20 protein-coding genes and 1 pseudogene are annotated in these 20788 nt (G+C 61.8%); 4 read left to right on the plus strand and 17 right to left on the minus strand.

What is annotated here, in order from left to right; genetic code table 11:
- Nucleotides 1-23: 23 nt before the first annotated feature.
- Entirely contained in the window at nt 24-746 is a 723-nt protein-coding gene (locus IVB40_RS09455) for a GntR family transcriptional regulator (RefSeq protein ID WP_247460506.1), read from the plus strand.
- Nucleotides 747-797: 51 nt separating this feature from the next.
- Here the strand turns inward: IVB40_RS09455 and IVB40_RS09460 are convergent, their stop codons facing one another.
- From IVB40_RS09460 to IVB40_RS09515, 13 genes and pseudogenes are all read right to left on the minus strand, one after another.
- A complete protein-coding gene (locus IVB40_RS09460) occupies nt 798-2579 on the minus strand; it encodes a chloride channel protein (protein ID WP_247818692.1) in 1782 nt (593 codons plus the stop codon).
- A gap of 10 nt (nt 2580-2589) precedes the next feature.
- Entirely contained in the window at nt 2590-3462 is an 873-nt protein-coding gene (locus tag IVB40_RS09465) for a formylglycine-generating enzyme family protein (protein ID WP_256468223.1), read from the minus strand.
- Nucleotides 3463-3567: 105 nt separating this feature from the next.
- Nucleotides 3568-5211 (minus strand): arylsulfatase, encoded by a 1644-nt coding sequence (locus tag IVB40_RS09470; RefSeq protein WP_247818694.1) that lies wholly within the window; start codon nt 5209-5211, stop codon nt 3568-3570.
- Nucleotides 5212-5244: 33 nt separating this feature from the next.
- A complete protein-coding gene (locus IVB40_RS09475) occupies nt 5245-6018 on the minus strand; it encodes a GntR family transcriptional regulator (RefSeq protein WP_247818695.1) in 774 nt (257 codons plus the stop codon).
- A gap of 4 nt (nt 6019-6022) precedes the next feature.
- Nucleotides 6023-7075 (minus strand): ABC transporter ATP-binding protein, encoded by a 1053-nt coding sequence (locus IVB40_RS09480; RefSeq protein WP_027519177.1) that lies wholly within the window; start codon nt 7073-7075, stop codon nt 6023-6025.
- Nucleotides 7072-7911: a carbohydrate ABC transporter permease gene (locus IVB40_RS09485; protein ID WP_247818696.1), complete on the minus strand. Its 840-nt coding sequence runs from the start codon at nt 7909-7911 to the stop codon at nt 7072-7074. The genes IVB40_RS09480 and IVB40_RS09485 overlap by 4 nt, the downstream gene beginning before the upstream one ends.
- Nucleotides 7908-8843 (minus strand): sugar ABC transporter permease, encoded by a 936-nt coding sequence (locus IVB40_RS09490; protein ID WP_247818697.1) that lies wholly within the window; start codon nt 8841-8843, stop codon nt 7908-7910. The genes IVB40_RS09485 and IVB40_RS09490 overlap by 4 nt, the downstream gene beginning before the upstream one ends.
- A 3-nt stretch (nt 8844-8846) precedes the next feature.
- The gene (locus IVB40_RS09495) at nt 8847-10241 is read right to left on the minus strand and encodes a sugar ABC transporter substrate-binding protein (protein WP_247818698.1); all 1395 of its coding nucleotides are present in this window, start codon (nt 10239-10241) and stop codon (nt 8847-8849) included.
- A 220-nt stretch (nt 10242-10461) separates the two neighbouring features.
- Nucleotides 10462-10554: a hypothetical protein gene (locus IVB40_RS35715; protein WP_253075452.1), complete on the minus strand. Its 93-nt coding sequence runs from the start codon at nt 10552-10554 to the stop codon at nt 10462-10464.
- A gap of 125 nt (nt 10555-10679) precedes the next feature.
- Nucleotides 10680-11195: pseudogene (locus tag IVB40_RS35720) on the minus strand (SDR family NAD(P)-dependent oxidoreductase); the annotation flags it as partial.
- 9 nt (nt 11196-11204) lie between these two features.
- Nucleotides 11205-12245: a LacI family DNA-binding transcriptional regulator gene (locus IVB40_RS09505; protein WP_247818701.1), complete on the minus strand. Its 1041-nt coding sequence runs from the start codon at nt 12243-12245 to the stop codon at nt 11205-11207.
- 1146 nt (nt 12246-13391) lie between these two features.
- A complete protein-coding gene (locus IVB40_RS09510) occupies nt 13392-13625 on the minus strand; it encodes a hypothetical protein (RefSeq protein WP_247818702.1) in 234 nt (77 codons plus the stop codon).
- Between the two features lie 297 nt (nt 13626-13922).
- Nucleotides 13923-14123 carry a hypothetical protein gene (locus tag IVB40_RS09515; protein WP_247818703.1) on the minus strand — a complete coding sequence of 67 codons (201 nt, stop codon included), beginning with the start codon at nt 14121-14123 and terminating at the stop codon, nt 13923-13925.
- Nucleotides 14124-14284: 161 nt separating this feature from the next.
- Between IVB40_RS09515 and IVB40_RS09520 the strand changes: the two genes are divergently transcribed.
- A complete protein-coding gene (locus IVB40_RS09520; RefSeq protein ID WP_247818704.1) occupies nt 14285-14611 on the plus strand; it encodes a nuclear transport factor 2 family protein in 327 nt (108 codons plus the stop codon).
- 27 nt (nt 14612-14638) lie between these two features.
- Here IVB40_RS09520 and IVB40_RS09525 read toward each other — a convergent pair whose 3' ends face one another.
- The 3 genes from IVB40_RS09525 to IVB40_RS09535 all read right to left on the minus strand — a co-directional run bounded on the left by IVB40_RS09525 (nt 14639) and on the right by IVB40_RS09535 (nt 16328).
- A complete protein-coding gene (locus tag IVB40_RS09525; RefSeq protein ID WP_247818705.1) occupies nt 14639-14860 on the minus strand; it encodes a hypothetical protein in 222 nt (73 codons plus the stop codon).
- A gap of 480 nt (nt 14861-15340) precedes the next feature.
- Nucleotides 15341-15640, minus strand: a complete 300-nt coding sequence (locus IVB40_RS09530) for a hypothetical protein (protein ID WP_247818706.1) — start codon at nt 15638-15640, stop codon at nt 15341-15343.
- 223 nt (nt 15641-15863) lie between these two features.
- Complete coding sequence (locus IVB40_RS09535; RefSeq protein ID WP_247818707.1) at nt 15864-16328, minus strand: hypothetical protein; 465 nt, start codon at nt 16326-16328, stop codon at nt 15864-15866.
- A 496-nt stretch (nt 16329-16824) separates the two neighbouring features.
- Here IVB40_RS09535 and ligD point away from each other — a divergent pair, with 496 nt between their 5' ends.
- Nucleotides 16825-18642, plus strand: a complete 1818-nt coding sequence (gene ligD, locus IVB40_RS09540) for a DNA ligase D (RefSeq protein WP_247818708.1) — start codon at nt 16825-16827, stop codon at nt 18640-18642.
- A 5-nt stretch (nt 18643-18647) separates the two neighbouring features.
- Complete coding sequence (locus IVB40_RS09545; protein ID WP_247818709.1) at nt 18648-19031, plus strand: hypothetical protein; 384 nt, start codon at nt 18648-18650, stop codon at nt 19029-19031.
- 367 nt (nt 19032-19398) lie between these two features.
- Here the strand turns inward: IVB40_RS09545 and IVB40_RS09550 are convergent, their stop codons facing one another.
- Entirely contained in the window at nt 19399-20589 is a 1191-nt protein-coding gene (locus tag IVB40_RS09550; RefSeq protein WP_247818710.1) for a cytochrome P450, read from the minus strand.
- Nucleotides 20590-20788: the final 199 nt, after the last annotated feature.

A 20788-nucleotide genomic window follows, 5' to 3' on the forward strand; every position in this document is an offset into this window, starting at 1 on the left:
TTCATTGATCTTCTGGAGGCGAGATGGAATTGAATTCCGACAGTCACGTCCCCAAATACGCGCAGATTGCCGACATCTTCCGCCAGCGGATTGCGCGCGGCACCTGGACCCGTGGCTTTCGCCTGCCAGCCAATGACGAGCTTGCGGCCGAGTTCGGGGTGTCGCGCGTCACGATCCGTCAGGCGGTCGAGCTGCTTGCCCGCGACGGCGTCATCGGGGCCCAGCAGGGACGCGGCACGTTTGTCACGGGCTCTTTGCGGCAAGATCGGTGGCTCAAGGTCGAGACTACGCTGTCGGACCTTGCGGACATGTACCGCGACACCTCGCCGGAGATCATCAACATCTCGGAAAGCCGCAGTGATGCGCCGCTGCTTCCCGAAGACGGCAAGCCGGCCGAGAAATACGTCTTTATGCGCCGCCTGCACTCACGCCAGAAGCAGCCTTACTGCGTCATTTCCATCTATCTCGACGAGAAGATCTTTCGCAGGTCGCCAAAGCGCTTTCGCAACGAGACCGTGATCCCGATCCTCAACGATCTCAGGGATCCCGCGATCGCCAGCGCCCGTCAGACGCTTACGATCGGCACCGCGGATCTCGAGGCGGCGCGGCTGCTTCGCGTGCCCCTCAACTCGCCCGTGGCCGAAGTCCGTCGTGTCTTCACAACCAGCGACCGTACAGTGATCTATCTCGGCGAGGTCACCTATCGCGGCGATTTCGTGCGTATCGACATGGACTTGCGGCCGTAAAAGCGATGCGGCTTTCCGGCCAGGTCGTGCTCAAACCCTGACTTTGACCGTCTACCGGGAAAACAATTCCTGGTTCCGACGCTCGAGTTCTTCGCCATATGTGCGCAGCACGTGGGATTCGCTTAGCGTTCCGATCGCTATGCGACTGTCGTCGCGGTCAACGACTGCTAGCACGTCTGCCTCGCTGCGCTCGAAGGCTTTCAGGATCTCACGAACCGACGTAGTCGGAAGCAGGCATTCATCCTGTTGCTGCGCCAGCGATCCGAGCGGCTCGTCGTCCCGGTTGGCCACCGAATGCAGCGTCGCGGCCGGAACGATGCCGGCAAAAGCGTTGTTGGGATCGAGCAGCACGACCTGCCGGACCATCGCCGGCGAAAACAGCCTTTGCGCCTCGCCGATCGGCATCGTCGTCGGGGCGTTCTCGAAGTCCGTGCGCATCAGGGACGCCGCGCTCATTTGTCTGGCCCAGCCGATGTCCTGCGGGCCACGGATGACCTCGCCCCTCAAATGGAAGCGCCACGTCGCAAAGCTGTAGCCGAAAAGCTCGCGGACAATGAGAGCGCAGACCGATGATGCGACTACCGCGCCAACCGTGACGGAGAAGTCGCCGGTGATTTCAAGCGCGAGACAGACCATGCTGAACGGCGCGCCCAGCACGCCGGTGCCCAGCGCAGCCAGCGCGGCAATGGCAGCGGTGCCCGGTTGCAGGGCGAGCGTAGGAAGAAGGCCGGTCAGCACGATGCTGTAGAGCTGCCCGATCAGCGCGCCGAGCAGTAGTGAAGCGAAGAACAGACCGCCACGGAAGCCCGAGCCGAGCGAGATGGCTGAGGCAAGAATCTTGAACACGATAGTCGTGGTGAGCAGGAGCCATGTCGGATTGCTGACGAGAAGGATCTGCATCGCGCCATGGCCGGCGCCCAGCACGGTCGGCGTCAGCAGGGCAAGACCGCCGAGCAGCAGGCCTCCGAGGATCGGCCGTACGAATCCCTTGAATACCATGATGCGCTGAAAGCACCGTTCCGAGAATGCGACTGCGAGCATGACGATAATGCTGACGAAGGCGCAGATGACGCCGATCAGCACGGTTTGCCCGATCATCTCGACGGACACCGGTGAGGGGAAGCCGGGCACCATCAGGAACGACTGGTGCGTCAATTGCCGCGCGACCAGCCACGCAGTAACGGCGCTGGCGGTGACGGGAACAAGTGCGGCGGAAGTGTACGCGCCCAGCACGACCTCGAAGGCGTAGAAGGCGCCGGCCAGAGGTGCAGAAAACGCAGCGCTGATCGCACCCGCGGCGCCGCAGGCGACCAGGAGCCGCATATCGTTACGTCGTGCGGCGAGGCGCTGCCCGACATGAGAGCCGAACATCGCGCAGATCTGGGTGTAGCCCGCCTCCAGTCCGACTGATCCACCGAAACCGTTTGAGAGCAGCGTCTGCATCGAAATCAGGAGGCTGCCGCGAAACGACAGCCGGCCGCCATAGAGCGCATTCGCCTCAATCGCGTCGGCGAGCTGCTGGCCCTTTACGCGTCGGGCGAAGTAGAACCCGATCAGCGCCAGCACCAAGCCGCCGAGCATCGGGATCAGCAGTGTTCGCTGCCACGAAATCACGCCAGTGGCGCTGAGATGTGCGTCGACAGGAATGTCGAACAGCAGTGCGTGAGAGACCTGGCTGAGGCGCGAGATCGCAGCAACGAGAATGCCGCTGAGCAGTCCGACGACAATGGCGACCAGCACAAGGCCGGTCTCGCGATTGCGCACGAAGTTGCGCAGAAAGAGCGGCAGCAAACGGGTGCCGGGAGCTTGAGCCGGCTTAGCGGCCTGTGGCACTGGCGCCATCCTATGCCGAATCCCGCAGCCGTTCAGCACGCACGACACGGAAGCCGATATTGCTCGACGAGGAGTCGGGCGTATTGGAGCTTCGCGCCGCGACGCGGTAGCGGTTGCAGTAGGATTCGTGGCAGAGGAAGGATCCGCCGCGCATCGAACGGTTCGGAGCCGGTCCGCGGTTCAAGGGATCGTGAGATGTTGTGAGGCGGTGATAGCTCGGCGAAAAATTGTCCTCGCACCATTCCCAGACGTTTCCGGCGACATTGTGCAGGCCGTATCCGTTTGGGGCGAATGCATGAACGGGCGCCGTACCAAAATAGCCGTCATCGATGGTATTGTGGCCGGGAAAGTTGCCCTGCCAGATGTTGCAGCGATGCTCGCCGTCGGGCTGCAGCTCGTTGCCCCAGGGATAGGTGGCCTGATCCAACCCGCCGCGCGCGGCCATCTCCCATTCCGCTTCGGTTGGCAGCCGCGTCCCTGACCAGGCGCAGTAAGCCTGTGCGTCGTTCCAGGAGACGTGGACGACGGGGTGGTCGAGCCTGTCGAGAATGCTGCTCGCCGGTCCCTCTGGCTGTGCCCAATATGCGCGCAGCACCGGAAGCCACCATGGTGTTTCCTGAACGCGTGTCAATTGGACGGTGCGCGTCTCTTCCGGCAACAAGCCTTCGAAGACAAAACTCCAGCCGTAGCGTTCGGCCTCGGTCGTATAGCCCGTAGCGCGGACGAAGTCGCCGAACTGCAGATTGCTCACGGCATGACAGGCGATGGCGAACGGCGACAATGTGACCGGCCGTACCGGGCCCTCGCCATCTTCGACAAACCTTTTGTCGGCCGAGCCCATGTGGAAGGTGCCACCGAGTAATGAGCTCCAGCGGCGCTGGATCGTCGTTGGACTAGGGGGGACAGCTCCTTGCGCCTCGCTGGACGGCGCCGACTCCTTGCCGGCATCGCCTCGGATGCAGCAATGTGAACGATCCCCGGTCATGTGCTATTTCTGCTTCTCTTCTTCCCAGAAGGCCGTGCCGCCTTCCGCCCTCATCAATTCGAGAATCTTCTCGCGCGGGATCACGCCGCAACGATTCGCCCATTGCTGGTATTGCGCCGTCATCTCGCTGACGCGATCCGGATACTGTGCGGCCAGATCGTTCATCTCGGTACGGTCCGCTTCCATGTCGTAGAGCTCCCAGGGGCCAGGATATTTCCGTACCAGCTTCCACTTGCCGACGCGCACGGCCGCATTGCCTTCGTGCTCCCAGAACAGCGGGCCCCGATTGCCATAAGCCGCCGTGAATGATGGCACCAGGCTTTCGCCCTCGCAGGGCAAAATAGGGCTGCCGTTGTATTCACTGGGGTAGGTGGCACCGGTGACGTCAAGAATGGTCGCCATCACGTCGGTGAGTTGGCCTGGATTGTGCCGCAGGCCGCCCTTTTCGGAGATGCCGCGCGGCCAGTGCACAATGAACGGCGTGGCGATACCGCCCTCGTGAACCCAGTGCTTGTAGAGCCGGAACGGGGTGTTGGAGAGATTGGCCCAGGCGGTGCCGTAGCTCTGATAAGTGTCCTCGCCGCCGGGCATAAGGCTTGGATCGTTGCCGAAACGCACGGCCCTGCCGTCGCGGGTCTTTGCCTGCGCGATCATGAGCTGGTCGACCAGCTCCTTCGCAGTGACGCCTTCCGGAATATCCTCAGCGCAGGCGCCGTTGTCCGAGAGGAAGATGATTAGCGTGTTGTCCATCTGGCCGGTTTCTTCCAGCGCCTTCAAGATACGCCCGATGCCCTGGTCCATCCGGTCGATCTGGGCCGCGTAGACCTCCATGCAGCGCAGCGTCCATTCGCGCTGCTCGGCGTCGGTCCAGGCGGGCTGGGTCGGATCGCGGTCGGTCAGGCGCCAGTTCGGATGGATGATGCCGTCTTCGACGAGGCGCTTGAGGCGCTCCTCGCGCAGCTTGTCCCAGCCGGCGTCGAAGCGGCCCTTGTATTTTGCTATGTCGTCTTCATGGGCGTGGAGCGGCCAATGCGGGGCAGTGTAGGCGACGTACTGGAAGAACGGCCCGTCGGGCTTTTCCGCCCTGTGCTGGCGGATGAAGGCGGCTGCCTGATCGCTGATCGCATCCGTATAGAAGAACGACGGGTCCTTGACGGCCTCTTGCTCGATATTGTCGTTGCCGCGGGTTAGCGTATTCGGGTGATAGAAACTGCCGGCGCCGATGATGGTGCCATAGAAATGGTCGAAGCCGCGCTGCATCGGCCAGGCGTCGGTCGGCTCGGTGAGGCTGCTGGCGATATGCCACTTGCCGCTGAGATAGCTCGTATAATTCCTGCTCTTGAGCGCTTCGGCGATCGTCACGCAACTCTTGTTCAGATTGCCGGCATAGCCTTCCGGACCGTTGCTGTAGGTGAGGATGCCGATGCCGGTCTGGTGCGGATGCAGGCCGGTGAGCAGCGAGGCGCGAGACGGGCTGCAGCGCGCGGTGTTGTAGAACTGTGAGTAACGCAGCCCGTTCGCCGCAAGACGATCGAGGTTCGGCGTCTGGATCTCGCCGCCGTAACAGCCGATGTCCGAAAAGCCCATGTCGTCATTGAGGATGAGCAGGATGTTGGGCCTATCAGAGGTCTTTGCGCCATTCGGCATGTTTTATGTCCTCGTTATTGACGTGTGGCGTTGTCAGGAATGGCGACGCGTCAGGCTGATGCTGAGGCGGAAATATTTTGGCAGGTAGACGGCGCGCAGAAGTTCCAGCGCCCGTCCTTCCCTGCCGAAGGTGACGCGTTCGATGGCGAGCAGAGGCGAGCCGACCTTCACGCCAAGCAGTTTTGCGCTGCCGGCGTCGGCAAGATCTGCGCTGATCGTCTGCTGCGCGTCCTTGATGGTGAGGCCGAGCTCGTCCTCGAAGACGCGATACATGATAATCGAGACCAGGTCGCGCTTTTCGAGCTCGAGACCGATCTCCGGCGGATAGAAGGCGTGCTCGATCGCGATTGGCGTTTCGTCGGCGAGCCGCAGACGCTTGAGTTGCCAGACGGCGCGCTCGCGCAGCTGCTCGCGAACGGCGGCATCGTGGCGATTGGTCATGCCTTGCTGCAAAATCCTGGCGCCGGCATGGTAGCCGGCGTCGCGGATGGTCTCCGAAAAGCCCATGAGGCGGCCAACCCAGTTCTCGGGCTGGTTCGAGCGCAGGAATGTGCCGCGGCCGCGTGAGCGGTCGAACATGCCTTCGTTCACCAGCGGCGCAATGGCATTGCGGATGGTAATGCGGCTGACGCTGAAATGACGGCCGAGCTCGGCCTCGGTCATCAGGCGGCCGGTGGCGTCGATCAGCTTGCCGTCCCGAACCTGACTGCGAATGGACTCGCGAATCTGGACGTGCAGGGGCGTCGAGCCTTCCGCGACATCGCTGCCGAGCGGAGCGGACTTCTTCTTGTGGGTTTGAACAGCCATGGTGTCAGAGCCGCATGCGGGTCGTGGGATCGAACAAATGAATGTCCTGGGGACGGGTGGTGATCGAGATGGTCTCGCCTTCGCCGGGGATGTTGCCGTCGCTGACGCGCATGCGGATCATGATGCCGGCGCAGTCGAGGTCGAGCACGGCGGTATCTCCGAGGTCCTCGATCAGGTCGACGCGCGCGCCGAGTCCACCCTCCGTCATGCGCAGGGCGCCGGGGCGAAGCCCGACCACCACATCACGCTCGCCCGCGGTTGTGGTGGTCGTCTTGAGACGATGCCCGGCAATGATCACGTCGCCGTCGACGTAGCGGGCGGGGACGAGGTTCATCGGGGGATTGCCGATGAAGCCGGCGATATCAATCGAGTTCGGGCGCGCGAACACTTCTGCGGGCGTGCCGATCTGCTGGATCTCGCCTGACATGAACACCGCCATGCGGTCGGCCAGCGTCATGGCCTCTTCCTGGTCATGGGTGACGTAGACCGCGGTGACGCCCAGGGAGCGCTGCAACTTCTTTAATTCGGCCCGGGTCTCCAGCCGAAGCTTGGCGTCAAGGTTGGAGAGGGGTTCGTCGAGCAGGAACAAGCGCGCCTTGCGCACGATCGCGCGGGCGAGTGCGCAGCGCTGCTGCTGACCGCCCGAGAGCTGGCCCGGCTTCCGGTCCAGAAGGTGGTCGATCTTCACTTTTCTTGCTGCTTCTTGCACGGCGGAAGCAATCTCGGCCTTCGGAAGCCTGGCCATCTCGAGTGGGAAGGCGATGTTCTCGGCGACGGTCATGTGCGGATAGAGCGCGTAGCTTTGAAACACCATGGCGATGTCACGATCGCGCGCGTCAGTCGAGGTGACGTCCTTGTCGTCGATCAGCACTCGGCCGGCGGTCGGCGCATCGAGACCGGCAAGGATGCGCAGCGTCGTGCTCTTGCCGGAGCCGGACGGTCCGAGCAGGGCAAAAAACTCGCCCGGCTTGATTTCGAAATTGACGCCCTTGAGCGCGGCGAACTCGCCGTGCATCTTGACGATGTTGCGAAAACTGACCCGACCCTGGCCGCTCATCGGCGCCCTCCGCCTTTGACTGCACCGACCGTCAGACCCTTCACGATGTGCTTCTGCGCGACTACTCCGAGCACGACTACAGGAAGCATGGCCAGGACCGAGACAGCTGCGAGCTTGGCCCACAGCGTCTGCTCGACGGAGACGAAGTTGAACATGGCGACCGTGACCGGACGCACCGTGTTACCGCTGAGCACGACCGCGAACAGAAATTCGTTCCAGGCATTGAGGAATACGAACACGACGGTGACGGCGATGCCGCCGCGGACCTGCGGGATGATGATGCGCCACAGCGTCTTGAGCCTGCTGGCGCCGTCGAGATAGGCGGCTTCCTCCATCTCGAAGGGAATGTCCTCGAAATAGGATACCAGCAGCCAGATCGCGAAAGGCAGGGAGAACGACAGGTAGATCAGGATGATGCCCTGATAGGTATCGATCCAGCCGATGTTCCTCAGCACCAAGAAATAGGGGATGATGATGCCGACTGGCGGCAGCATCTGTGTCGCCAGGACATAGAAGCCCGCGAACTTCTTGCCGCGAAAGCGCAGCCGCGCCAGCGCATAGGCCGCAGGCACCGCCATCAACATGGTCACGATAGTAGTGCCGACCGAGATGATGGCACTCGAAAGGAGGTTCGGGAGGATCGATCCGGAGCCGAACAGCACGTCGCGATAGGCCTCCAGCGTCGGCGAGAAAACCAGCTTGGGCGGATAGGCGAGCACATCGGAATCAGTCTTGAGCGAATTCAGCACGCTCCAGATGATCGGGAAAGCCCAGGCCAGCAGGAAGACGATGGAAATCGCCAGCAGGGCGATGGCGCGGAGGCGCTTTGCCGTCACTTCGCCCTCCGCAGGGCAAACAGGATGCCGGAGATGATGATGGTCACGATCAGCAGCGCCACCGCCAGCGCCGCACCGTACCCGATTGACAACTCAGTGAAGGATTTCCTGTAGGCATAGAGGTTGAGGATCTCGGTCGCGGTCCCGGGGCCGCCGCCGGTGACGGTGAAGATCGCAGCAAACGCCGTCAGCGCCACCATCGTCCGCATGATGATGACCATGACGATCGCGGGCCGCAGCAAGGGCAGGGTGATGCGGCGGAAGCGCTGCCAGGCGGAAGCCCGATCGAGCCGCGCGGCCTCATAGATGTCCTCGGGCAGTGAGGCCAGCGAGGCCAGCAGCACCATGAACGCGAACGGCGTCCATTGCCAGGTATGGATTGCGATCACCGAGACCATCGCAAGCGTGGGATCGCCGAGCCAGTTCTTGCTGCCGAGAGCGGCGTTGATGGCGAGGAAGTCCACGATCCCGAATTCCGGTGCCAGCATGAAAGTGCGCCAGATCATGCCGACCACGGCCGGCGACAGCACCACAGGCAGGATCGCGATGACACGAAACCAGCCTTGGCCGCGCTTCATGTCCATCACCAGCAAGGCGAGCGCCAGCCCAATGATGACCTGGAGCGCGACGGTCGAGCCGGTGTAGACGAGGCTGACCAGCAGCGAGGTCCAGAAGCGCTCGTCGGAGAGCAGCACTTGGTAGTTCTCGAGCCCGACGAAGCCGTTAGTAAACGGCATCGCCAGGTCCATCCGGAACGCACTGGTATAGATCAAGAAGAGCAGCGGAAACGTCGTGGTGGCGAGCAGCGCAATAAATGCCGGTGCAAGCAGGGCTGCTGCAAACCGGCGCTCGCGCTGCGCGAGGACGCGGCCGAAATCGCTGCGAGGCGCCTCGCTCGCGATCCCGGCCGATGTCACCGCGGTCGTCGCCATGGCTCAGCCGCGCATCATGGGTTCGATGCGGCGCTGCGCATCGTCCAATGCGGCCTTGATCGTGGCCTGGCCGGAGAGGGCCGACTGAATCGCGGTTGCCATGGTGTCGCCGATCGCCGGCCATTGCGGCACGCGCGGACGCCAGTCGACGTCGGTGTCGTCCTGCAGGGCGCCCATCGTGGCCTCGACGAAGTTCTCGCCAAAGCCGTTCATCAGCTTGATGTAGTCGGGATCCTTCCACACCGAAGTGCGGTTGACGCCGGAGCGTTTGGTGGGACCGGCGAACTTGTGCGCGGTGCGCGCCTGAGTCTCGGCGCTGGCAGCCCATTGGATGAACAGCCAGGTCGCCTTGCGTTTCTTCTCCGGTAGCGCGGAATTGATGGGGAAACCCCAGTTCCAGATCGACGTGGTGCGCTTGCCCGAGGGGCCCTTGGGCCAACGGGCATAGGCGACCCTGCCGATCACCTTGGATTTCTCCGGATTGTTGATGACCGAGGCCGACGAATGCGCGTCGATGTAACTGGCGACGGTGCCTTGCGAGAAGGCATCGGCGATATCCGGCCAGTTCCAGTTCGCCGCTGCCGTCGGCGCGTACTTCTTCATGATGTCGACGTACCAGGCGAGCGCCGCCTCGGCCTCGGGACCGTTGACGGTGAGCTTGCCGCCCTTCATCCAGTCGCCACCGAACTCGCGGAAAACCGACGGATAGATGTACATGTTCTGGCCTGCGCCGGCGACGCCGCGCAGAGCCGCGCCCCAAACGCGGTCGTTTGGCGTGTTCAACGCCGCGGCGTTCGACATATAAGCTTCGAGCGTATCGGCCGGCTTAAGGCCTTTCGCATCGTAGAGATCCTTGCGATAGACCTGAATGGTCACTTCGCCGTCATAGGGCATGCCGTAGAGTTTGCCGTCGATGCCGTTGGCGCTGCGCCAGGCTGGAATGATGTCATCGAGCTTGAACCAGGCCTCATCCGTCAGCGACTTGTCCTTCAGATAGGTGTCGAGCGGCTCGACCCATTTGTTCGCGGCGTAGAGCGCGTAATACATCGGGTCGGCGGCGTGGGTCGCGTAGGTACCGGTCTTCGAGGTCAGGTCGATGACGCTCTTCTGCCGGATCTGCGCCGGGGGGATCTTTTCAAAACGGACATCAATGCCGGTCAGCGCCTTGAACTGAGGCGCCAGCGTGATCAGGTTTTCGAAGTAGCTCGCCGGGATAACCGCGACAGTGATTGTTTCGCCTGCTACCTGCTGCCAGTCGATCTTGGCGGACTTGTACGGCGCGAGGTCGGCATCCTGCGCGGCGGCCTGTCGGAGAAGAGTAGGTCCAAACGTCGCTAGAGCCGCTGCCGCGGTTCCGGTTTTGATGAGCGTTCGTCGCGTCGGCTTGAATGACGTCATACGGTCCTCCCAAAAATCCGGATTTCGCGCTCCGGTTAGTAAGGACATTTGCCTAAATGTTATAACAAGTCAACCGCGGCAAGGTTGCCGCTCGTCGTTGCCATAGGACGTCATCTTGCGCGCCTCGGAACTCCGGCGCTCGCTTCCAGAGATGGTTTGAAGCCGACGATGCGCCGCTTGACGTATCCGTTGATGTCCAGCCGCCGGTGCTCGCGCGACGTCAACCTGCGAGAAACCCGCCATCCACGGCAGCGACGGTACCGGTCGCATATTGCGACGCCGGCATGCAGAGGAAGGCGACGGCGCCGGCAATATCTTCCGGCTGTCCCCACCGCTTGAACGCGGTGCGGTCGGCATGCGCTGGTAATGCGCGAGATCAGTCCGGCCGGCGGCGTTGATCGCGGTCTCTATATAGCCGGGCGCAACTGCGTTGACGCGAATGCCCTCTTCGGCCCACTTCAAGGCAAGTGCCTTGGTCAACATCACGACGCCACCCTTACTGGCGCAATAGGCGGGGATACGCGGTAACGCCAAAACCGCGTTCATCGAGGCGATGTTGACGATCGATCCCTTTGCCTCCGCAAGCAGCGCGCGAAAAGCCATGCAGGTCCGGAAGGTGCCGGTGAGATTGACGTCGAGAACCTTCACGAAAGTCTCGATCTCGAATTCTTTGTCGCGGGCGAGAATCCCGGCGCAATTGACGAGCGCGTCGACCCGCTTGTACTTGTTGGCGAAGAATTTGACGGCCGCATCATCGGTGACGTCGAGCGTCCCGAGCGTGAGGCCCGCGCGCGGCTTGAGGAGTGTGCGGGCGAGATCGGCATCGTTGGCGCCAGTTGCGGTCACCGTCGCGCCGAGATCGCAAAACTGGTTGCTGATTGCTGCGCCAATGTCGCCGGCGCCCCCGATCACGATGGCATGAAAGCCGGAGGCTAGAGAGAAATTCAAACTCATCGGACTGTCTCACTTCAGGGATTTTGGAGGCGGCGCCGTCGACTCGCGGACCACCAGTGAAAAGTCGATCTCGCGGTGCATGATGGTCTGCTCGCCGGCGAGGCTGCGCACCAGATATTCGCCGGCGCGTTGCCAGGTTTCTCCGGTCGGAACGTGAATCGTGGTCAGGCTCGGTCGCAGATGGCGGCTCCAGTCGAGATCGTCGAACCCAACGACCGACAGATCGCGTGGTACCGAAAAGCCGCTGCGTTCCGCCTCGAGCAGCACGCCGTAGGCGATGACGTCGTTGCCGCACACTACGGCTGTGGGACGATCCTTGAGCCCCAGGAGATAGCGCGCCGCTTCGCGGGCGTCGTCCAGCGTATAGGGCACCTCGACATGCCATTGCGACGGCAGTTCGAGACCGCTCTCGGTCAGCGCGCGGCGAAAGCCGGCAACGCGAGCGCTGGCACGGTCGTTGTTGCGCTGGAGAGCCGAGACGATCCCGATGCGGCGATGGCCGAGTTCGATGACATGGGCGGCGGCGCGATGGGCGGCCGCTTCGTTGTCGGTGCCGACGCAAGGGTAGGGCCGGTCGGGCTGGTATATGCCCACATTGATGAACGGCACCGCGTTGTCCGCGAGCAGCTTGCGCAAGCCGTCGTGATGGCAGTCGCCGCGCAGCACCAGGCCGTCGACGCCGCGGCTGATCAGATTGCGCGCCTGCTGCAATTCGACGTCAAGATCGTAGCCGCTCGTCGTGAGGAACAGCATGTATCCGACCGACGACAGATAGTGCTGCAGCGAAGCGATGCCGCGCGCGAAAATCGTGTTGTCGATGGTCGGCACGATCGCGCCAAGAGTGCGCGAGCGACGTGAGGACAGGATGCGCGCGGGCGCATGCGGGATGTAGCCGAGCGCGTCAATCGCCTGTTCGATGCGCACGCGCAGAGATGGGCTCACCGCATCCGGATTGTTGAGGGCACGAGAGACCGATGCGGTTGAGACGCCGGCGCGGGCGGCTACGGCGCGGATGCCTTGTTTCACAGACTTGGCGTCGGTCAGTCCCATGAAGTCTGCGCGTTTTCGTCAAGGGCGCGGGGTATGGCAGATCACAGCGTTCCAATAGCACCTTTCGCGCCTCCTCCTAGATGAGCCCGTGATCGCTTCTGGGCGCACACGTTGATATGTCCGGTTTGGATCATGAGCGCCCTCCGGAGTGTCGGCCGGCTGCTTCGGTCTACCTCTATGAGCCGTCCACCCGGGACGCTGCCTAGACTTCGCATTCGGGCCATAAGCGGGCCTGCCAAACCATCGGCCCTTTGCTCAAGCTTCAGCGCAGAAGGACCGGCGAAGTTCTCCATTCAGGGGAGCTGATCTGCTCGCTTAGCAATTGACTCCGCCCGGCTCATTGCCGCTCCGGCCCGTGCAAACCGCAGAAGTGCACGTTCTTCTTTCAAAGAGGTGCGAAGCGCGCGGGCATGGTCGAGCAATCTGCGACTTTCCTCCCGCGTAACCTGGCACGGGGTAAATAGCGGATCATCTATAAGGGCATCTGGATGCGATCTCGACGGTTTCTGCATTTAAACAGATTAGCGTCCACACAGCGGCCCCTTGCTTTGGCTCGCGCATAGAGCAGCGCGGCGGACTTGCCCGGCGATGAGCCGCCCGGCTGGACAGCGCAAAAACCCGGTTCGATGGGGTCTCTCCGGGCCTCTGGCTCCGCTTCGTCGCGCGCCGGTTCGGGATCGAAAACCGCCGCCGACGAGACGCCGGCAACGAATACAACCTCAGCCCGAGTCGGGCGGCGAAATTGAGGCGCACACCCCGCCGCATACGCACAGCGGTCCGCGACAGCGGTGGAAGCGTCACGATGAAAAGATAAGCAAAGCCACCAGCACGACGTTGAAAGCGCCCAATGCGATCACGCCGAGGTCAAACAAACGGGTCAAGCTGATCATGGTGTCCCCCGATACAAGCTTACCGGGTGGTATGATGCGCCTCCTACGACCGGGCGTCTATGCAGTTCGTGCCATCCCAGGGAGAGACTCGCTGGGCCTAAGTCAGCTACGGGTCACAACCGGCCCTCGACCGGCGGCGCGCGCAAGTCAGCTAAGGGGCCACAACCAACATACTTGAATTGCTACGCGCGTAGGTCAGCTGAAAAGACACTCTCACGTGTCGACGAGCATTATCAGTTTTTTGGGAGTAATCGCCTCATGCTTTCCCCTCTAAGCTCGCTTTCAAAATGATCAGCCCAACCTCACTCAGGCGCATGCGGACGGTTGTGGATTGAGCCGTCGCGACGGCCGTCTGTGGCTCGTCCTCGACCAGTTCGTTCGCAAAGAGTTTCCAGAGCACGCGCGGCGAGACGCCATTGCGCTCGCTCTTCCAAGCGCTGCCGTTCGGCCCATAAGTGCGAAACACTTTCTGGTCATTGGTCGCGATCATCGCGCGACGAACCGCAGGCGTAAGGTTTAATCTCTTGTGCTCTGGCGCTCTCATCAGGCACCAAGAGAGAAGATACCAAGTTGGCTCTGTTGATCTAAATCAAAACGACCGCTTAGGGTCAGAAGCAGCCTTGGCACCTATGCTCCCGATTGGTCCGCGGAGGGCCCACAAGCCGCCGAACTGGCGCCCCGCTGCAAACTTCCGGTCTGTCCCTGTGAGCCGACATGCAGCGACACCCCGCCAACGGAAGCGATGGGCCAAGGGCGACCCGACGGTCCCCTCCCTTCAGGGAAGCGTCTATGCCTTTGAAGTGTCGCTGGCGGCGGTCCTCGCGCTCTCCTGGCGCTCAACCAATGCAAGGAGGTCGAGCTGGCTCGCCAGCGCAAGATAAGCATTGGAGACACTAAGAAGGACGTTGGCCAAGCGGGTCGATTTCTCGCTGTTGGCGCGTTCTCGGTATTGTTCGGCGATCTGCCGGTATTCCTCGGAGTTGAGCATCAATCCCCCAAAACAAATCGCAACTCACGGCTGTTGTTCTTTGTTCCTGAATTGAGGACATCCGCCTATGACCTTCGCCATATGGACCTACCCGAGCGGGGCATAGACACTCAAAAATTGATGGGTGGTTCCATCTCTTGGTGTTTAGCTGAGGTGCTTGTATGTCCTTTGACGCGATGGCCGCTGCCATCGACTGGCTCGATGCCTACCGCGCCGGCGACCTCGAAGTGATCTTGGGAATGTACGCTGAAGATGCCGTCATCGTCTGCGGTTGCGGCGGCACCAAGACCGTCGCCGGGCGGGAAAGTCGTCGCGCTTACTGGGTCGATCGGTTGATCAAATGTCCCGCGTCGCGGCTCGACAACCTTCAGCAGTCAGGCGACGGAGCGCTTATCTCTTATGTTGTGCGCGAAAGCGTGATTAGCGCGGTTTTGAGGTTCAACGCCACTGGTCAGGTATCGGCGCACACCTGCGGACCTTCAAATTAGCCCGCCGTCGTCTCGGCTCAAATCCTGTCAACGAACAACGCCAGCCGCATCATTCTTGCTCGGCACCAGCCAATCGACCGCGAGCAGGCAAGCTTCCACGACAACGAAAGCGACCAGACCGCCGAGCCAACCGAAGAAGACGATGGAAAAGAGCGCAAGCAAGAGCGCAAGCAAGAGCGAGCAGAAGACGTCGGCGAGCACCTTGGCGTTTCGCTCCCATCGCGTTTGATCTGCGGTGTAGTAAGGCATCTTGAAGTCTCCTCGAGGGCGCTCGACCCCTAGCCTCAAGCGCGCCGGCCGTCCACTCGCTGAGGAGATCGGCCGCTCCCTTCAAGGGAGCGAATGCTGTGTTGGTCCGCACTGGGTCACAAGCCGACGAACTGGCGCTCGGGTGCGAACTCCCGGTCTGCTCCTGTGAGCCGACATGCAGCGATACCCCGCCAACGGAAGCGATGGGCCGATAGGCGGCATGCCCACCGAAATTTTCGCAACGGAAAGCAAGCGAAAACTGGCCACGCCCTGATTGATTTCTGCAGCCGGATCGAGCGTCCATATCGATACCGGCGAATCGCCGGTCGGCGTTGGTTGCGGCGCGTTGAGGCACAGGCGCAGCGACGAGTTTGCGCCGCCCGCGTGATCTTTATTCGAAATGTTTGAGGCTCGCCCAATGCGCGGCAAACGGCGAGCGCCGGCCGCGCAAGAGATAAATGGGAATTCGGGTCTCGTAGCTTAAGGCGAACGGGTCGTCGAGCGCGCCAACCGTCTCGACGCCAAGATAGGCATCCGCATATCGCGCCGGATCGCCCCGACGATCAACACGACCGACCCGTCGAAGCCGCGCGGTCCCCAAAGATAATAATTGTTGTGGCCGCTTATCGCCGGCGGACCATTGAAGGCGGGGCCATAGACGTCGATCGCTGCGGCCTCACCGTAGTTTCTTCCAAAGAAGACGGCATTGGCGCGTTCTTGCGGCGGCAGCGCGTTAAAGGCGGCGCTCACTTTCTCGGCCATCTCGCGCCAGCCGAACATATCAGCAAGCTGTTGCGGCTCCCAATGCCGCGGTGGCGAAAGCCGAGGCGCTTTCGCGAAAGCCTGGCATTGTCGGCGCGGTGGCCTTCAGCCGCAGCGGGGATCCGGCTACAGGCGAATTCGGAGACGCAACCGTGATCCGCAAGTTCGGCGACGTGCTGAGAGACTTGAGCACCCTGTGAAGGGACGGGCGGAGAAGTGCTGCGCGGAGTCCCGCAAGCAACTATCTTCCGCTTAGCGACAGACTCATTCGAGTGACAATGTTGTCCCAAGCGTGTTCTTCCTCTGCAGGATAGTCGATCAACACGCAATGGATCAGCCGCCCCGAGAAGTTGCAGCGGTTGTACCAAACCTTGTCGCCCCTGTAGCTCGAGACCGCAAAGAACCGTGGTGTCACTCGCTTGTACTGAATGCGTGAAGGCGGATGCTTTTTGGCGAGAAAGGCCGCGGGTGAATCGTTCTCGACGTTGGGCGCGGTCTGGATCGTGATGTCGGCGCGCCCGTCGGCGGTTCGGAACCGTTGCCCGTAGCCGTCGGGGCGGCCAGCTTCTTCCGTGAAGATCGAAGATGGGAAATCCATCGAGGTGCCGGTCTGGGGAATGGTGTACTTGGTCCATCGCACCGGCTGCGCCGAGGCCATCGCTGTCGAGACGACAAGTGCCAATGCGAGAGCGCTCATCGATTTCATCGCACTTTCCTCCGACTATCACGGAGCAAAAAGCCGGAACGTCAATTACGTTCCAGACGCCTGTTACGATGGATTGGAAGCGCGCGAGCTAGTCGTGTTCTTCGTGGGAACCATTGGGATCGAACCTGGTCAGCTCGGTCTCGCCCGCGAGAAGCCGGCACCTCGAAAGTCGCCGTCATAGCTCCTCCGGTTCTTTGGCCGCGCTGTGTCAGGCAGCGCGCAGCGGGGGCGTTGGTCGGCGGAGCCGGCCGGCCTCCTCCGCCTGGCACTTCGGACACCTGAACTGGATTTCGCGTAGCGCGAAGGCAGACCTTTGGATGTTTGCCGCCATAGGCCATGCACCACATTGGGGACACTTCTCCAGCAGGGTCTCCGATTCTATCATCGCACCGCTCCTACCCGCGCCCACAACTCGCCAACGCGCGGAGACAACCCGCGTTCCGAACGGGTCCTGGACGAGACACGGAACGAATCAGCGCGACCGCGTTGAATCGGCATGTGTGCCGTGGCGTTGCGTCAGTCTCGTTCGGAGGTATCGCGTGTCCACGGCGCCATCAAAGTTGCTATCCCTGGTTACATCGAGCCGTGTGATCCCAAGTTGCGGGAGAAGCCGCCTCGCGGCGGAGACTGGGTCTACGAGATCAAGGCCGACGGTTACCGCGCGCAACTACACCTCGAAGCTGGTGATATTAAAGTTTATTCGCGCACGGGCCTAGACTGGACCGAACAGTTCTTCTCGATCGCAGCGAGTGCCGAGCTGCTCAAGGCACACAGCGCGATCATCGACGGCGAAGCGGTGGTTTACGGCAGCGGCGGCCTGCCGGATTTCCAACAGCTCAGAAGAGAACTCGGCCGAAAGCGCAGCGCGCGTGTGCGGTACCACGCCTTCGATCTCCTGTACCTCGACGGCTACGACCTGCGCAGGGTCGTGTACGAAGATCGCAAGCTGCTGCTGCAGCGGCTTCTGAAGAACGCACCCGAGACGTTCATGTACGTCGAGGCGCTTGCGGGCGACGGCAACGTAATCTTCGAAAAAGGGTGCCAGCTGGGGCTAGAAGGCCTGATCGGCAAACGGCTCGGCGAGCCCTACCGCTCGGGGCGGCAGGAAAGTTGGATCAAGCTCAAGTGCAAGAAAAGCGAGACCTTTCCGATTGTCGCGTTCGTGGAGAAGCTAGGAGCGCGTCCCCGGAAAGTGGCGTCGCTCTACGTCGGCCGGCGCGAGAACGGCAAGCTGGTCTACGCCGGCAAGGTGCGTAGCGGCTACACCGAGACGACCGCGCGCGAATTACGCGAGCGGCTGGATCCGGTCATCCGCAAGACTTCTCCGCTCGATGTGACCGTCAAAAAGCCCAAGGCGACCTGGGTCGAGCCTAGCCTTGAAATCGAGGTCCAGTATGGCGCGCTGACCGATGATGGCCTGCTCCGCGAAGCCGTGTTCAAGGGCTTTCGCGATGATCTTGTGGTCCGAAAGGTCAAGGCGCCGCGGCTGGTGCCGTCCGTGGCCGGCCGGCCGAAGCTGGGCATCCCCCGAGAGAACATCCTGCAGCTTCTGCCCGAAGCCGTTGTACCGTCGAAAGAAGAACTCGCCGACTATTGGACCCGGGTCTGGAAGAAGGCGTTGCCTCACCTTGGCCTTCGTCCGCTCAAGCTGGTGCGTCACGTGCACGGCACCACCTTCTATCACAAGGGGCCGCTGCCGAACGACATTCCGGCCGCCGTGCACCAGCTCAGGATTCAGAAGCGCGAGGGCGGCGAAGGCACGCGCCTGTGGGTCGACAGCCTGGAAGGCTTTCTGGGCCTTGTCGAGATCGGGGTAGTCGAGCTGCACCCGTGGAATGCGACCGTCGAGGACTTCGAACATGCCAACCGCATCGTGATCGATCTCGATCCCGGAGAGGGCGTCGACTGGGATGCCGTCGTGGAGACCGCGCTCGAGCTGCGCACGCTGATGAAGCGGGAGGGCTTCGAGACCTGGCCCAAGCTCACCGGTGGCAAAGGAATTCATCTAGTGGCCCCCCTGGATCAACCGGTGCTGCACGACAAGGCGCATCGGGTGGCGCATCAGTTGGTGTCCGCCCTCGCAGCGCGCCATCCAGACCGCTATCTCCTGTCTGCGCAGGCAAAGCGTCGTGATCGCATCTTCCTCGATTATCTGCGCAATGGCCGCGGTACCACGGCCATCGGCACCTACTCCCCGCGTGCCCGGCAGGGATTTCCGATCGCCGCGCCCGTGACCTGGAAGCGCATCGAGAGCGGGATCGCGCCAGACGCCTTCACCATCGAGAGTCCATTCCGCGCCCAGTCGAGGAGGTGAACCATATGTCGGATGCATTCGATCGATGGATGGAATGGCGTCACAAACCTACCGGCGACAAGCGGAGCATTCCTGCCGAACTCTACGCCGCCGTGATGTCTTTGCCTGACGCCGATCGCTCCGACCGGCAGAGGGTGAACGAGGCTGTCCGCGACCATGACGAGGCTCGCCGCGAGGGAAGAACCGTATGGCTCTACCTGGACGACTATCAGGACGGCAGAACGCGCACGATAGGCGAGCCCGGATGGATAAAGGTGTTTGCGTCTGCCGATACGGCCGACAGGTGGTTCAAGGAAAACGACCCTGAAGGCGTTGCTTGGGAATACGAAGTGGATGGCGGTCCAGCCGAAGGATCGGTCTGGCTCTACTCGCCGGACCCGGACTCCTGAGACGTTTCCGCTCAAAATCCGGGGGGCGGCGATCTATAAGCGAGTAAAGCTCCAGACAGCGTCATGAGCTTTGGTGATGGCCCCAGCCCTTGCCCCGGCGCTGCCGTCGCGCTTCAGGAGACCGCGATTTTCCTGGATCGATTACTACGTATGCCGAACGTTCAGCTATTTCGGGCGGCGTAATTGGAGTCCGCTGATCTCGAGCTTCGAGCTGCGCGGGCTCCAATTGGTACCTAGCGGTCCCGAGACTTAGCTCGGGAGCTTGCCCGGGAGCCTTCTATCTCTCTTCTGACAAAACCGGCGAAGTGTCCCACCAAGAGCTTTGTCGGCTTTATCTGTTTCGAATGCGCTGCATGCGGCTAAGAGGCTACTGCAGCAGAACCGGCAGATTGAGCGGGCCGCGGAATCCGAATCCGTGCCAACGCACACTCACTGGATCAGGCAAGGTCATTTTAGGGAAACGCTCGAACAGCAGCGGTAGGAGGACGTCCCCCACAGTTCGCCGCGAAAGGTGCGCGCCCGCGCAATGATGCGGGCCATTCCCAAACGCCTGATGAGGGTTGGGTTCGCGAAGGGCGTTATAGTTTTCACCGTCTTGGAAGACCTCCTCGTCCCGGTTGGCGGAGGCCTGGATTGTCATAACGGTTTCGCCCTTCGGGATGAAGTAGTCGCGAATTTCCGTGTCCTCCATTACAAGCCGTGAACTGGCCTGGATCGGCGCCACCCATCGGATTCCTTCCTCGAAGGCTGCGCGCCATTTGCCCTCTGCGCGCACGGCCTCAAGCTGATCAGGGCTGGTCAAAAGGCCGTAAAGCACTGTCAGCAGGGCGTCCCGCGGCTCATTGATACCGCCGCCAATTGCGATTTTCACGTTGGCGATCATCTGGCTTTCCGGAATCGGATTCTTTGCATTCACCATGAAGGAAAGGGCGGAGGAGTCCGGCTCGGCTCGCACCCGCTCGGCATTAGCCCGGATGCATCTATCCATCTCCGCGTTGGCGATGTCGGTTGCTTGGAAAGGGCCGGGCGTCCAGCCGAAATTGCCGGCACCGTCAATCAGCATCTGCGACCACCGCTGCATGTCCTCATCGCTCGCATCCGGAACGCCCATTGCATGCGCCAGCATCCGTGCAGCAAGGGGCCCCGCGAGCGCTGGAAACAGATCAACAACCTCGCCGCGCGGCAAACGGTCGAGATACCCTTCCGCGAGGTCCGCATATAGCGCCGCCCAGACGGATTCAATTGTCTTCGGCATCAAGGCGGGCATCATAGCCATGCGTTCGCTCCGGTGCTCCTCGTGGTCCTTCCGCATTAGCGTATGCGCAAGAAAGGCTCGCTTCATGGGCGTGTTCGGGTCATTGGAGCTGAACAAGGTTGGATTGTCTTTGACGTACTTAGTGTCAGCGGCCTTGGTGAGAAACGTGCGGCCTACTGACTTGACCCGCAACACGGGCGCTTGGCGCCTCAAGCGCTTGTAGATTGGATAGGGATCGCGAACGAGGTCCGCGATGGTGATCGTCTCGTCCATGGGGCTCGATCGGTCTGTCACGTAGGTCATCCGTCGTCCACTCCCTAGTATGAGCCGAGGCAAGCGCAATGGGCTAAACTATCATCAGCGCGGATTAGTTCACGGACAACGGCAATCGATAGGCTTTTCTGTCGAAAAAGGCCGAAGCGCTGAGGCGATTTCAAGAGGTGTGAGGGGCGCCTATCAAGCTGTGACACTGAGCTTCTTCCGCTAAAGGAGCGCTTCGGCG

Origin of the sequence: Bradyrhizobium sp. 40, from assembly GCF_023100925.1 — a bacterium.
Lineage (GTDB): Bacteria > Pseudomonadota > Alphaproteobacteria > Rhizobiales > Xanthobacteraceae > Bradyrhizobium.